Raw genomic sequence first — 14,101 nt, forward strand, 5'->3', positions numbered from 1 at the left:
TAAGTAAATGATTTTAGTTTGGAGGGAAAATAATGCGCGTTAATATTACTTTGGCTTGCACTGAATGTGGTGAGCGTAACTATATTTCTAAAAAGAACAAACGCAACAATCCAGACCGCGTTGAATTTAAAAAATATTGCCCACGTGATAAAAAATCTACGTTACACCGTGAAACAAAATAACAGCCTTGCTGTTTGAGGTGTAAGAAAAAAGCCAGAGCTTTGAAAAAGGTTCTGGCTTTTTTTCTATTCCGAGGGGGATGAGAGATGAAATCACAATTAAGAAAAAAGACGCTGGAGGCACTATCTGCTTTATCAAATGAAGATATTCTTCAAAAAACGGAACGTATGTATAAGTACTTGTTTTCTCTGCCGGAGTGGCAAAATGCCGGCACCATTGCCGTCACTATTTCCAGAGGATTAGAGATACCGACGCGTCCTGTCATTGAGCAGGCTTGGGAAGAAGGGAAACAAGTTTGCATCCCAAAATGCCATCCGGACACGAAGAAAATGCAATTTCGCACATATCAGACTGATGATCAGCTCGAAACCGTGTATGCCGGACTGCTCGAGCCGGTAATTGAAAAAACAAAAGAAGTAAACCCATCACAAATTGACTTGATGATCGTTCCAGGTGTTTGTTTTGATGTTAACGGGTTTAGGGTCGGCTTTGGAGGCGGCTATTATGATCGCTATTTAAGTGAATATGAAGGGAAGACAGTCTCATTGCTTTTGGAGTGCCAGTTGTATGCGCACGTACCCAGTCTGCCGCATGACATCCCGGTACATAAGCTTGTAACAGAGGATCGGATTATTTCTTGTTTTTCATAACTTTCCTGTCCCTTATTCGAGAATAAATAAGGTAGAATAACAAACCCTATTGGCAGGAGGGATATAATGAAAAAACTTTTGATATATGCCATTTTCGCGGTTTCTGCCGTCATGTTTTATCAAAATCGCTACCGTCTTATGAATACTGTACTCAGCCAGCCAGGAATCAGGCGGTCTTTTATCCATTTGTTTTTAAGAATTCCATTTATCCGCAATAAGTTTATACAGCAAGCTTTCTAAAATCCCGTGAAAAACGGGATTTTTTGCTTTCAGTAGGCGTTTCGGAGCGCCAGCTGTTATAATGAAAAAAAACTATTGGAGCGGTAAACATGTTTTTGCTGGAGTATACATATTGGAAAATTGCGGCGCACCTGGTGAATAGCGGGTATGGCGTCATACAAGCCGGTGAGTCAGATGAAATATGGCTGGAAGCGCCGGACAAGTCCTCTCATGATCTAGTTCGTCTTTATAAGCACGATCTTGATTTCCGTCAAGAAATGGTTAGAGACATCGAAGAGCAGGCCGAACGAGTAGAACGAGTCAGACATCAATTGGGCAGACGAAGGATGAAGCTGCTGAATGTGTTTTTTTCAACGGAAGCCCCTGTTGATGACTGGGAAGAGATTGCAAAAAAAATGTTTGAGAAGGGAACTGTGTCAGTTGAGCCGGCGATCGTTAGAGGAACGATGCTTCGAGATGATCTTCAAGCGGTTTTTCCATCATTTCGTCCAGAAGATTGTACAGAGGAACACGCTTCGTTTGAAGACGCGCAAATGGCGCGAGAACGTTTCCTTTCGCTAGTGCTGAAACAAGAAGAACAGAGAAAAACTGAAGCGGCGGTTTTTCAAAACGGAAAACCGTTTTTTGCATATTTATTTATTGCGCTTCAGATCCTGATGTTTTTCTTGCTCGAAATAAACGGGGGCAGCACAAATACGGAGACGCTGGTCGCTTTTGGAGCAAAAGAAAACAGCCTAATTGCACAAGGAGAATGGTGGCGGCTTCTGACACCGATCGTGCTTCACATCGGCATAGCGCATTTAGCTTTTAATACGCTGGCTTTATGGTCGGTTGGTACAGCGGTTGAGCGGATGTATGGATCGGGGAGATTTTTGCTGATTTATCTGGCTGCTGGCATTACGGGTTCGATTGCGAGTTTTGTGTTCAGCCCGTATCCTTCGGCAGGGGCATCAGGAGCCATATTCGGATGCTTAGGTGCATTACTGTATGTTGCTTTGTCTAATCGAAAAATGTTTTTAAGAACCATAGGAACCAATATTATTGTCATTATTATCATCAATCTGGGCTTTGGTTTTGCAGTTTCAAATATTGATAATTCAGGACATATCGGCGGCTTGATTGGCGGCTTTTTCGCTGCAGCAGCATTGGGGTTGCCCAAAGCCGGAGCCTTTGGAAAAAGATTGTTGTCAGCGGTTTTGCTGATTGCTTTGGCTGCCGGATTTTTATATTACGGATTGCATTCGCCTTCACACCAGGAATCAGCGCTGATTCAGCAGGCAAGCGAGCTGTATCAGGAAGGAAAGTATGAAGAAGTAACAGAATTGCTGAACGAAGAAGCAGCGCAAAAAGATGCCTCTGCCGATCTTTTGAAAATTCTTGCTGTTTCTGATATTAAAATCGGCGAATATGATCAGGCGGTTTCCCTTTTGGAACGAGCAGTGAAAAAAGAACCTAAAGACCATGCCTCATATTACTATTTAGCCTTATTGTATGCGGAAAAAAATGAGCTTGCACAAGCAGAAAAGGCCATCAGGTTGGCTGTGAAACTTAAGCCGAAGGAGCAGCGCTACAAGGAGCTTCAGCAACAAATTGAAAACAATAAAGAATCATAAAGGTGGAATATGGAAAGGAGGCTGGCTTTTTTGTCAGCGTTTTCTTCTTGACTGACCGCTTCCTTATGAATACGCTTATGATAGTTAAGTTCAAGAAATGGTGAGGAAAATGAATACATTTTATGATGTGCAGCAGCTGTTAAAAACGTTTGGCCACATTGTTTATTTTGGAGACAGAGAGCTTGAAATTGAGTTTATGCTGGATGAATTAAAGGAATTATACATGAACCACATGATTGAAAAGGAGCAGTGGGCCAGAGCGGCAGCTGTCCTTCGAAAAGAATTGGAACAAACAAAAAACGGAAGAGATTTCTATAAAGGCTAAGGTGATAAAAATGGACGAGATATGGTTTGCGGGCATTGACCTGGGAGGAACGACGATTAAACTCGCTTTTATAAATCAATATGGCGAAATTCAGCATAAGTGGGAAGTTCCGACTGATAAAACCGGCGACACGATTACTGTCACAATTGCAAAAACAATCGACAGCAAGCTGGATGAGCTGCAAAAACCGAAGCACATCATCAAATACATCGGAATGGGTGCGCCAGGCCCTGTAGATATGGCGGCAGGAGTTGTTTATGAAACAGTAAATCTAGGGTGGAAAAATTATGCTTTAAAAAACCATCTGGAGACAGAAACCGGCATCCCAGCTGTTATAGAAAATGACGCGAATATTGCTGCGCTCGGGGAAATGTGGAAGGGAGCGGGTGATGGCGCAAAAGACGTCATTCTCGTGACGCTTGGCACAGGAGTTGGCGGCGGCATCATTGCAAATGGTGAAATTGTACATGGCATAAATGGCGCCGGCGGAGAAATCGGCCATATTTGCAGCATCCCTGAAGGCGGAGCGCCCTGCAACTGCGGAAAAACGGGCTGTATCGAAACAATTGCGTCAGCAACCGGAATTGTAAGAATTGCAAAAGAAAAAATAGCAAATGTTAAAAAGATGACACGTTTAAAAGCAACCGAACAATTGTCAGCGCGGGATGTGTTTGAAGCGGCGGGTGAAAATGATGAAATTGCCCTTGAGGTGGTTGATTATGTAGCCAAGCATCTTGGTTTGGTGCTCGGAAATTTGGCAAGCTCGCTTAATCCGTCCAAAATCGTTCTTGGCGGCGGCGTATCGAGAGCCGGAGAACTGCTGAGATCAAAAGTCGAGAAAACATTCCGCAAATGCGCGTTTCCGCGGGCAGCCCAAGCTGCTGATATTTCAATCGCAGCACTTGGAAATGATGCCGGCGTTATCGGAGGCGCTTGGATCGCTAAAAATGAATGGCTGAAACATCAAAATTGTTAAAATTGTGTAAATGAAATTGATTTTTTGTTGTGCTCAGGTTAAGATTTAGTTTGATGTGTTAATGAGAATGTTGGGAATAGACTGATTTTTTTGAGCGTGCTGCATAGGAGGTTGAAATGCGAAAAACGTTTTTTTCGAAGATTTCATTTATGCTGATTGCCATTTTATTGATGTGGCTGAAAACGTATGCTGTTTACAAAACCAGTTTTCATATTAAAATCGACAATCTAACACAGGAATTTATTCTGTTTATCAACCCATTGAGTTTTTTGTTGCTTATTTTCGGCCTCAGCCTGTTTTTAAAAGGCAAAAACAGAAATCGCTACATTATCGCGATGAGCTGTCTTGTCACGTTTGTATTGCTGGCAAATATGGTTTTTTACCGTTTTTACAATGATTTCTTAACAATCCCTGTTCTTTTTCAAACGAGCAATATGGGTGATCTCGGAAGCAGCATCGGAACACTTCTTGAGCCGACAGACCTCCTATTAGCTGTAGATATTGCGGTTTTAATATGGCTTCACATCCGGCAAAAAGCTTTTCAATCGGACATTCCCTCAACGAAAAATGAACGGGCGGCTTATTTTTTGTTCGTTGCTTCTGTTTATTTCTTCAACCTGGGCTTGTCTGAGGCGGAGAGACCTCAGCTATTGACACGCTCTTTTGACAGAGAAATGCTTGTTAAAAACATTAGCCTGTTTAATTTTCATATTTACGATGGCGTTCTTCAGTCAAAGCAATCCGCACAGAGAGCGTTGGCAGACAGCAACAGCCTGACGGAAATTGAAAACTACGTAACCGCTAATGCGAAGGATGCCAACAAACGCTTATTCGGCGCTGCAAAAAGAAGGAACGTCATTCTCGTATCCTTAGAGTCGACGCAAAGCTTCGTGATTAATGAAAAATTGAATGGAGAAGAAATCACGCCTTTTCTGAATGACTTTATAAAACAGAGCTACAACTTTAATAATGTTTACCACCAAACAGGCCAGGGGAAAACCTCGGATTCTGAATTTATCGTGGACAATTCACTGTATCCGCTTGGACGAGGTGCCGTGTTTTTTACGAATGCGGGCAATCAATATATGGCCGCTCCTGAAATTTTGAAAAACAGCGGATACTATTCAGCGGTGCTCCACGCTAATAATAAGAGCTTTTGGAATCGTGATTTAATGTACGACTCATTTGGATATGATTCGTTTTTTGATATTAACTCGTATGATGTAACTGACGAAAATTCAGTCGGCTGGGGACTGAAGGATAAAGAATTTTTTGAGCAGTCTTCAGAGCTGATGAAAAATCTGCCTCAGCCGTTTTACTCGAGGCTGATTACACTGACGAACCACTTCCCGTTTGATCTTGATGAAGAGGATCAATTGATTGATGAATATGATTCAAGCAGCCAGACGCTAAATAAATATTTTCCGACAGTGCGTTATCAGGATGAGGCGCTGAAACGGTTTATCGAAAAGCTGAAGGAAGACGGGTTATACGACAACTCTGTTATTGTATTATATGGTGACCATTATGGTATATCAGAAAACCATAATGAAGCGATGGGGGAGTTTTTAGGAAAAGAAATAACCCCATTTGAAGAGGTGCAGCTCCAAAAAGTGCCGCTGGTCATTCATATTCCGGGTATTACTGATAAAAAGCCGCAAACCATTGAAACAGTAGGCGGGCAGATTGATATCAGGCCGACGCTGATGAATCTTTTAGGGATTGATACGAAAGATCAAATTCAATTCGGCAACGATCTGCTTTCAGACGAAAAACTGGACTTCACGGTGCTCCGGGACGGGAGCTTTATCACAGATCAGGTTGTTTATACAGACGGTGCGTGTTATGACAAAGAGACGGGAAAACCGTTAGAAGAGACAAAACAATGTGAAGCATTTGCTGATAAAGCAAAACAGGAGCTATCACTTTCTGATGAAATCATTTATGGGGATTTGTTGCGATTTTATGACCAGAAAAGGCTGGACAATTCGTCAAAACGGAAAGAAAAACAAATGCTTGATCAGGCATCATAATTACAATGTCTCCCGCATCAAAGTGAGCGGGAGGCTTTCTTTTTTTAAATACGCTGTCATATAGTAACAAAAAAGGGGGATGATGATGGCGTTTATTACGGTGAAACCTGAGATCAAGAACAATTTGGCCAATGTGGCGAAAGAACTGAAGATAGACGAGGAATTGCTTAAAAGTGCAAATCGCTCCGCACAAAAACATCAATTGTATTGCCCTGGTTATGTGATAGAGGAGCATAGCGGCAAAGAGCTTCAAACCATTCAGGACATAAAGCGCTTTTTACAGCCTCGGCAGCTGAAACTTTCAGATAGCTGGATTGAGCAAGAGAAAATCTATGATGATTCAGCTGTTGAAAAGGAAATAAAGAAGATTATTGATGTTTTTCCGTTTGTCTCATGCCGGGAAATTGGCCGTTCTGTACTCGGCAGGCCTATCTGGGAGCTGAAGGCTGGTGGGGAGCATGCCGTAAAAAAGGTCCATATGAACGCGTCATTTCATGCGAATGAGTGGATTACAACGTCTGTCCTGCTAAAATGGTTGAAGGAATACTGTATGTCATTATGCTGCAATTCGCCTTTCTTTGGCTTTTCTCCCATAAAGCTGTTTAACAGCACATCCTTATCCCTCGTTCCTCTTGTCAATCCGGATGGCGTTGATCTTGTTTTAAACGGATCAGAAGTCATGGGAGCCAGAAGAGATGAGCTCGAAAGGCTAAATGAACATCGTCCGAATTTTAATGAATGGAAGGCGAATATAAACGGGGTTGATTTAAATAAACAATTTCCATCATTATGGGAAATTGAAAAATACCGAAAACCGACAGCACCCAGCTACCGCGATTTTCCGGGAATCTCTCCGCTTACGGAGCCGGAATCTATTGCGATGTACCGGCTGATCACGGAGAATCCGCCTGACAGACTGCTGGCTCTTCATACTCAAGGAGAAGAAATTTATTGGGGCTATAAAGGCCTTGAGCCTGAGGAATCTGCTGCCGTCATAAAGGATTTTGAGGAGTTAAGCGGGAACATTTATAAGGGAGTAAGGGATATAGACAGCTATGCTGGATTTCGTGATTGGTTTATTCACCATTATTTTAAGGAAGGGTATACGGTGGAACTTGGAAAAGGCCAAAATCCTTTGCCGTTTCAGCAGTTTTCACACATATATAACGCCACAAACGGCATCTTGTGGAGGGCGTTATTTTTTCATGAGTAACTGAAACTTTTTCTTTTTTCTGCTGAAGCAAATATGAGAGAATAAAGATGATCGGAGGGGAATGCTGATGAGATCAGTTTGTTTTATTCTGCTGGCGGTATTGCTGTTTAGTTTATCGGCATGCGAACCATCTCATCAGCAGCAAAAACAGGCATCGGCGGCAAAAGATGAGAAAAAAGACATCATACCGCTTTCCTCGGAAAAAGCGGATGGGGCGGAAGGCTGGCTGAATAACAGCACAATATTATATACTGCGTCTAATCCGACGAAAACAGAGCTTTTTGCGTACCGCATCTTTACAGGCAAAGCGAAAAAGCTCTATCAAACGGATGGTCAAATCGTTGATGTTCAAATCAATGCGAGGGAGCAGATGATTCTGCTGCAAATCACACATAGCCAAAAGACAGCAGTGGTTTTGCTTAATGCAGAAGGAGAGACGCTTTACGAAAAAGATTACGAAACGTATGAGCTTGAGGCTGCTTGGAATCAGTATGATCCTTATCAAATGATGGTGACGGAATTCAATGAAAACTGGGATTTCCATACATATCAGGTGAATGCTAAAAAAGACGAATCTTTCTTAAGCCCAGTACAGGTTCCGTTCATTCATTGGACATCCAAAAATACATTTGATTATGTAAAAGAGGGAAGAGACGATAAAACAGGGCCTTTATATACGTTCGATACAGCTTCTAAGACGGAACAGAAGCTTGAGGATGACGTTCTATTCTTCGATTCTTTCCATCAAATGAGTTTTACTGTCAAATCAGCTTCCGGAGGAAAAGGGACGTATCAGTTTAAAACGCCGCAATCAACATCACCTGTTACAGCGAAATGGCCGCTCCAAGCGAAATATACAAATTTGGCTCCAATGGAGTATGACTATGATGAAGCAGGAGGCCTGTTTTATACATTCAAACAAAGCGGCGATGCATATAAGCTCGCAGCAATCAATGTAGCATCGGGAGAGACAAAAGATCTTGTGTCTCTGCGGGAAATGGAGCCGATTCAAATATCTCCGAACGGGAAATATGCGTTATACGGCTTTCATTTTGAGCAAATTATTTTATTGAAATCACATGAAACGAAGCAACTCATCATTGATCAAAAGGAGATGGAATAACGATGGCTATCGCAGATGTAACCATTATCCCAATCGGTACGGAAACACCCAGTGTCAGTGCTTACGTAGCCGATGTGCAAAAGATATTAGAAGGATATCAAGCAGAAGGGAAAATCAAATATCAGCTGACACCGATGAATACGCTGATCGAGGGAGAACTCAGTGACCTTTTTGCAGTCATTCAGGCAATTCACGAAGCGCCATTTCAAAAAGGATTGCACAGAGTGGCAACGAATATCCGTATCGATGACAGGCGTGACAAAAAAACGACGCTTGAGAGCAAAATAGAAAGTGTCAATAAACATTTACAGCCATAAAAATAAACCTGTATCCGATCGGATACAGGTTTTAATGTGCGGTTGGATACCCGCTGTTTATTACGGTCATCACGGTAAACCATCCAAAGACAAATAAGGTGGCACCGGCTAATAAAAACCCGAGTATATTTTTATTTCTAACAGAACGCAAGACTCCCCATAAAGCGAAAAGAGCGACAAGGCCGAAAATCACGACAAGTAACATAACACAGCCCCCTTTACATTGAAAAACCTGCAATTCTTTCCAGTTTTATTCTACCTGTTTTTTATAGGTTTGTCGATAGCGTTTTCATTGCGATTGTTTGAATCTTTTTTAAAAAACCCTCATAATAAGAGCATAAAAAAGAAAGAGGTGATAATAGTGAAATGGAGACGAATGCCAGTAGGGCCGATTCAAGCGAACGCATATTTTCTCATCAGTGATGATCAATGCCTGATTTTTGATCCGGGCGGCGAGGGACATAAAATCAATCAATACATAAAAGAAAAAGGGCTGACGCCTTTAGCCATTTTGCTTACACATGCCCATTTTGACCATATTGGGGCGCTTGATGAAGTGAGAGAAAAATGGGATATCCCTGTTTACCTGCATCAAAATGAAAAAAATTGGCTTACGGACGCTTCTTTAAACGGCTCCGGCATGCTGCGAGGGATAGAAGTCACAGCTAAGCCTGCAGATCATCTAATTGAAGGCGACGGTGAGTTGAATATCGGGCCGTTTCATTTGGAAACATTATTTACGCCGGGACATTCACCAGGCAGTGTATCTTACTACGTGAAAGATGCAGACTTGGTTATCTCCGGAGATGTCTTGTTCCAAGGCGGTATAGGACGTACGGATTTAATAGGCGGCGATCAAGAGACGCTGCTGACGTCCATTCATGAAAAACTGCTTACGCTTCCGGAACACACGCTGGTGTTAAGCGGCCATGGACCTGAAACAGACGTACTGACTGAGCAGGATCAAAATCCGTTTTTAAATGGGTTTTCATTGTAAAAAAAGAGACAAACCGATAAGGTTTGTCTCTTTTTGCATTTAATGGCCTCCGCCGCCGGGCACCATAATAAAAATTGAGTAATATGTAAAGCCGGCGAAGAAAATTGTTAAATAAGCGCCAAAAATATAAATATACATGCGTTCGGTTAAGTTCAAATACGATAGAAACACAAATAAGATCGTCTGTCCAAAAAATAAAAGGGAAGCATCTTTCATATCACCTAAATAAAACATGACTGCAAAAATTCCCGTCCAAAATCCTAACACCCGGAACATGCGATTCATTTTTATCCCCTCCCGAGAGTCCCTCTGACTGTTATTATAATAGATCACACCTAGAAATGTAAACATTTTCATTATTAATATACAAATGGAATTTGTCCCTTTGATTGTGTTTTCTATTGTATGAATGTTTTTTAAAAAATAATCCGAAAAAAGTTCTGTAAATGGTTTAAATGAAAAATGATCCGGGTAGTTATTCTACAAAGAGATGGTTAACTGAGGAGGAAAAAACGAATGGAACAACAATTAACTTTTTACTCATATCCAAGCTGCACGTCATGCCGAAAAACAAAACATTGGCTTAAAGCACATCAAATTGAATTTAACGAACGGCATTTATTCAGAGAAACCCCGACAAGAGAAGAATTAAAGTACATTTTATCGTTAACGACAGAAGGAATTGATGAAATTTTGGCGACAAGAAGCCAGACTTTCAAAAATTTAAATTTAAACATTGAAGAAATGACGGTAAATGAGGTGCTGGAACTTTTAATCGAGAAGCCGAAGCTTTTGCGACGCCCGATTCTAGTAGACAACAAAAAGCTGGTGATTGGTTATAACCCGGGAGAACTGTTGAAGTTATCGAAGAAGAAAACGGTTCATCAATCTGCATGATGAAAAACCGAAGATCCGCTGATTTATTCGAATCAGCTTATCTTCGGTTTTTCACCTGTTCAGAAACTGGGCTAGCTGGATTCGAACCAACGATCACGGAGTCAAAGTCCATTGCCTTACCGCTTGGCTATAGCCCATTGAATCTAAACATAGTATGTGTAAAGGCAGACGCGTTATACATATATAGCGTACATTTTTCAAAAACAGGAGGGAGCTCATTAAGATGATAGCTCTTGATCAGCACTTAACAGAGCACAAAGAAGATATCACGCAACAATGGCTGGAAGTTTGTACGTCAAAAGGCAGCTGGCTGTATTCAGCGAAAGATCAGCAAAAACTAGAACAAAAGTTAAAAGACCAGCATGAATTATTGGTGACCATCGTAGCAAAATCCCTTAGAAAAGAAGACGTAGAGGATGAGCTCAACCGGTGGTCTCTTCAATGCGCCAGAGACCGTGCCGTTCATGAAGTGACGGTTACACAAAGTGTCGGCCATTTTAACACCTTCAGGCACATCATGTTTGAATGGATTCAGAAATTCAGCGAAGCTTCTTCTCAAGACATCAGCATTCAGGAATTTTATGAGTGGAGCCGGATCTTGAATCAAAACATTGATGAGATCATCGAAGTGTTTACGGAAGAATATCACCAGGTGACCATGATACAATTAAACGCGCAAAAAGAAATGATTAATGAATTGAGTGCGCCGATTATGCCGATTACTGATGGAATTGGGATTCTTCCGCTTGTCGGTGAAATTGATACGCACAGAGCGAGGACGATTTTGGAGTCTGTGCTGGAGCAGTGCTCAGCGTTAAAGCTCTCGTATTTATTTTTAGATATTTCGGGCGTTCCTATCGTTGATACCATGGTAGCCTATCAAATTTTTAAAGTGATTGACAGCACCAAATTGCTCGGCATTGAGACGATTATTTCAGGAATCAGGCCGGAAATTGCCCAAACTGTCGTGAAGCTGGGTCTGGATTTTTCGAATGTGAAAACCGAGCAAAGTCTTGCTAAAGCCCTGGCCAATAAAGGGTTTAAAATAAAAGAGTGTTGATGCCTTTGCCATGTTAATCTTGAAAGATAGCAGCTGAACAGCCTTTCACGGGCTATTCAGCTTTTTTAACTTCTATAAATAAAATGTGATGGCTGTTGATGTCTTTTACCTTAAAAGAGTAGCCATCATATTCTATGGTACTTTCAGGCTCAGCATCTATGTTTTGTGTCAAAAACCAGCCGCCCAAGGTGTCTACTTCAGCCTCTGATAAATCGGTTCCAAGCAGGCTGTTAACATCGCTGATTAATAATTTTGCATTTAACAAGTAATGATCCTTTCCAAGTTCGCGGATATGAGGCACTTCATCCGCATCAAATTCATCACGGATTTCTCCTACAATTTCTTCGATAATATCCTCGACAGTGACCAAACCGGACGTCCCGCCATATTCATCTATGAGGATCGCCATATGAGTGCGTTCCTTTTGCATTTTCAGCAGTAGTTTATAAATAGGAATCGTCTCAATGACATGGATAACGGGCTGTACGAAAGGTTCAATTTGATGCTTCTTGATTGAAAAATCTTTCGTCAGCATGGAAAACAGCACTTCTTTCATATTAATCACGCCAATAACGTTATCTTTATCCTCCCTTACAACTGGGTACCGTGTATATTTTGTTTGCTTGACTGTTTCCTGAAGATTTGAAATGGAGTCTTCATCTAGTGACAAACTGACCATTTCATTTCGCGGCACCATAATTTCCTTTGCCATTCGTTTATCAAAGGTAAAGATATTATTCATGTACTTTAATTCACTTTTTCTGATCTCGCCGCTTTTATAGCTTTCAGCCAATAGGACCCGAAGTTCTTCCTCTGTATATGCCAGCTCGTGCTCTGATGCCGGCTTCAGCCCAAACACTCCTGTAATCAATCGGGCAGAGTGGTTCAACAGCCAAATGAATGGAAACATGATCTTATAAAACCAAATAAGCGGTTTAGCGAACAACAAGGTAATGCTTTCTGCTTTTTGAATGGCGAAACTCTTTGGCGCCAGCTCCCCGATAACGACATTTAAATACGTAACCGCTAAAAATGCGATGACGAGTGAAAGCAGGTGGGTAAGCGATTCATTTAAGCCTGCTTTATGAAAAAGCGGTCGAAGCAGAGTTTGCACAGTCGGTTCCCCAAGCCATCCCAGTCCTAAGGCTGCGACTGTGATGCCCAGCTGACAGGCTGATAAATATTCATCAAGGTGAGTGATGACATGCTTTGCCGCTTTAGCACCTTTCTTTCCTTTTGCGACAAGCTGATCAATTTTGGATCGCCGCACTTTTACGATTGAAAATTCTACGGCAACAAAAAATCCTGTTAACAAAATAAGAATAGCGACTGCTAGTAAATTGACAAATTCCAAAACAACTGCCTTCTCCAAGGAAGGCATGCACCTCCCTTTTCCGATGTCTTTCTACATTCCATACCACCTGAAAATGCTCATAAAACATGTGTTGAAGCGCAGACTGGTTTAGTGACGCGGTTATTGGGCAATTAAAGAATAAAGAACAAAAGTTTGGAGGAGCTTGACATGAAGGCACATACGGGAAAGGATTGGTTTTGGTACCAAATGGGGCCTCAAGAAAGAAGTAAGGCAAGGGATCTAATCCATTTTTCTCACTGGCCTCAGTGTGAAAAGTGGTTTGAAAATAACCATCACGTTAATTTTTTGCGAGTAGATACAACTGAAACGGAAAATGAAGCGGTATTTGGGTCGATTGTTTATGATCAGGGGCTTGGTGAAGAAAAAGACCATACTGTTTTTCACTTTTATATCACCAGACAATATTTTTTCACAATCAATTTTGACTTTTCGATTTTGAGAGAGATTAAAGGCAAAGAAGTTGTCCGGCAAATGGAAAGAGCGGACAATGCGATAGAGGGGTTTTTAATTCTTCTCGGCGAACTAATGAATGCGTATTTAATCGGTGTTGATGAATTTGAAGTAAAGCTGAGAAAGCTCAGATGGCAAATTAAAGACGACAATAGCAAAAGCATTCTAAACCGCGTCCATCTCCTGCGCCATGAACTGATGATTTGGAAAAATTTAATATTAAGCGCCAAAAAAATTGAAATGGCGTTGAAAGAAACCTTTTTACCTCAAAATGAAGGGAAAAAGGATTATCAGCGGACACAACTGAAAATTGACAGGGGATTTTCATACATCAGCGAATTTGAAGGGGAGCTTAACAATCTGCTGCATTCAGAGGAAGTCATTACCTCACATAGGGGGAATGAAATTGTAAAAGCGCTGACCATTTTTACGACGCTTTTTACGCCGATAACAGCTCTGGGTGCCTTATGGGGGATGAACTTTTCAGTGATGCCGGAACTGAATTGGAAATACGGATATCTCTTTTCCCTCTTATTGATTGTCACATCTACAGTTCTGATCTATCTCTATTTGAGAAAAAAAGGCTGGACGGGAGATATGCTGCAGGAGCGGAAGAAGAAAAAGAAACCTCGAAAAAGGCGGACTCTATAGG

At 41.5% G+C, this 14,101-nt stretch carries 17 protein-coding genes and 1 tRNA gene; 14 read left to right on the top strand and 4 right to left on the bottom strand.

Annotated elements, in window-relative coordinates; genetic code table 11:
* The first annotated feature begins 32 nt into the window (after positions 1-32).
* From rpmG to PUN35_RS02025, 10 genes are all read left to right on the top strand, one after another.
* Positions 33-182 (top strand): 50S ribosomal protein L33, encoded by a 150-nt coding sequence (gene rpmG, locus PUN35_RS01980; protein WP_003153056.1) that lies wholly within the window; start codon positions 33-35, stop codon positions 180-182.
* An 84-nt stretch (positions 183-266) separates the two neighbouring features.
* On the top strand, positions 267-830 hold the full coding sequence (locus PUN35_RS01985; protein ID WP_014480269.1) for a 5-formyltetrahydrofolate cyclo-ligase: 564 nt from the start codon (positions 267-269) through the stop codon (positions 828-830).
* A 66-nt stretch (positions 831-896) separates the two neighbouring features.
* Positions 897-1,070, top strand: a complete 174-nt coding sequence (locus PUN35_RS01990; protein WP_003230126.1) for a hypothetical protein — start codon at positions 897-899, stop codon at positions 1,068-1,070.
* 89 nt (positions 1,071-1,159) lie between these two features.
* Positions 1,160-2,683 carry a rhomboid protease YqgP gene (gene yqgP, locus PUN35_RS01995; protein WP_014480268.1) on the top strand — a complete coding sequence of 508 codons (1,524 nt, stop codon included), beginning with the start codon at positions 1,160-1,162 and terminating at the stop codon, positions 2,681-2,683.
* Between the two features lie 109 nt (positions 2,684-2,792).
* A complete protein-coding gene (locus PUN35_RS02000) occupies positions 2,793-3,008 on the top strand; it encodes a YqgQ family protein (protein WP_004399107.1) in 216 nt (71 codons plus the stop codon).
* Positions 3,009-3,018: 10 nt separating this feature from the next.
* Positions 3,019-3,984 carry a glucose kinase GlcK gene (gene glcK, locus PUN35_RS02005; protein ID WP_014480267.1) on the top strand — a complete coding sequence of 322 codons (966 nt, stop codon included), beginning with the start codon at positions 3,019-3,021 and terminating at the stop codon, positions 3,982-3,984.
* Positions 3,985-4,100: 116 nt separating this feature from the next.
* Complete coding sequence (locus PUN35_RS02010) at positions 4,101-6,017, top strand: LTA synthase family protein (protein WP_014480266.1); 1,917 nt, start codon at positions 4,101-4,103, stop codon at positions 6,015-6,017.
* An 82-nt stretch (positions 6,018-6,099) separates the two neighbouring features.
* Entirely contained in the window at positions 6,100-7,230 is a 1,131-nt protein-coding gene (locus PUN35_RS02015) for a M14 family metallopeptidase (RefSeq protein WP_072592548.1), read from the top strand.
* A gap of 61 nt (positions 7,231-7,291) precedes the next feature.
* Entirely contained in the window at positions 7,292-8,353 is a 1,062-nt protein-coding gene (locus tag PUN35_RS02020; RefSeq protein WP_014480264.1) for a YqgU-like beta propeller domain-containing protein, read from the top strand.
* Between the two features lie 2 nt (positions 8,354-8,355).
* Positions 8,356-8,670: an MTH1187 family thiamine-binding protein gene (locus PUN35_RS02025; RefSeq protein ID WP_003230139.1), complete on the top strand. Its 315-nt coding sequence runs from the start codon at positions 8,356-8,358 to the stop codon at positions 8,668-8,670.
* A gap of 31 nt (positions 8,671-8,701) precedes the next feature.
* Here PUN35_RS02025 and PUN35_RS02030 read toward each other — a convergent pair whose 3' ends face one another.
* The gene (locus tag PUN35_RS02030; RefSeq protein ID WP_003230141.1) at positions 8,702-8,875 is read right to left on the bottom strand and encodes a DUF2759 domain-containing protein; all 174 of its coding nucleotides are present in this window, start codon (positions 8,873-8,875) and stop codon (positions 8,702-8,704) included.
* Positions 8,876-9,031: 156 nt separating this feature from the next.
* Here PUN35_RS02030 and PUN35_RS02035 point away from each other — a divergent pair, with 156 nt between their 5' ends.
* Positions 9,032-9,667 carry an MBL fold metallo-hydrolase gene (locus PUN35_RS02035; protein WP_014480263.1) on the top strand — a complete coding sequence of 212 codons (636 nt, stop codon included), beginning with the start codon at positions 9,032-9,034 and terminating at the stop codon, positions 9,665-9,667.
* A 39-nt stretch (positions 9,668-9,706) separates the two neighbouring features.
* On the opposite strand, the gene PUN35_RS02040 is transcribed toward PUN35_RS02035, so the two are convergent.
* Complete coding sequence (locus tag PUN35_RS02040) at positions 9,707-9,952, bottom strand: DUF2626 domain-containing protein (protein ID WP_003226300.1); 246 nt, start codon at positions 9,950-9,952, stop codon at positions 9,707-9,709.
* 231 nt (positions 9,953-10,183) lie between these two features.
* Here PUN35_RS02040 and mgsR point away from each other — a divergent pair, with 231 nt between their 5' ends.
* Positions 10,184-10,564, top strand: a complete 381-nt coding sequence (mgsR, locus tag PUN35_RS02045; protein WP_003230147.1) for a transcriptional regulator MgsR — start codon at positions 10,184-10,186, stop codon at positions 10,562-10,564.
* Positions 10,565-10,630: 66 nt separating this feature from the next.
* Here the strand turns inward: mgsR and PUN35_RS02050 are convergent.
* A tRNA-Gln gene (locus PUN35_RS02050) sits at positions 10,631-10,701 on the bottom strand.
* 86 nt (positions 10,702-10,787) lie between these two features.
* On the opposite strand from PUN35_RS02050, the gene rsbRD reads away from it, so the two are divergent.
* Positions 10,788-11,624 carry an RsbT co-antagonist protein RsbRD gene (rsbRD, locus tag PUN35_RS02055; RefSeq protein ID WP_014480262.1) on the top strand — a complete coding sequence of 279 codons (837 nt, stop codon included), beginning with the start codon at positions 10,788-10,790 and terminating at the stop codon, positions 11,622-11,624.
* 52 nt (positions 11,625-11,676) lie between these two features.
* Here rsbRD and PUN35_RS02060 read toward each other — a convergent pair whose 3' ends face one another.
* A complete protein-coding gene (locus PUN35_RS02060; RefSeq protein WP_014480261.1) occupies positions 11,677-13,005 on the bottom strand; it encodes a hemolysin family protein in 1,329 nt (442 codons plus the stop codon).
* Between the two features lie 141 nt (positions 13,006-13,146).
* Between PUN35_RS02060 and corA the strand changes: the two genes are divergently transcribed.
* Entirely contained in the window at positions 13,147-14,100 is a 954-nt protein-coding gene (gene corA, locus PUN35_RS02065) for a magnesium transporter CorA (protein ID WP_014480260.1), read from the top strand.
* Position 14,101 lies beyond the last annotated feature (1 nt).

Origin of the sequence: Bacillus sp. N3378-2at (assembly GCF_033412715.1) — a bacterium.
In the GTDB taxonomy this organism is placed as follows: domain Bacteria; phylum Bacillota; class Bacilli; order Bacillales; family Bacillaceae; genus Bacillus; species Bacillus subtilis.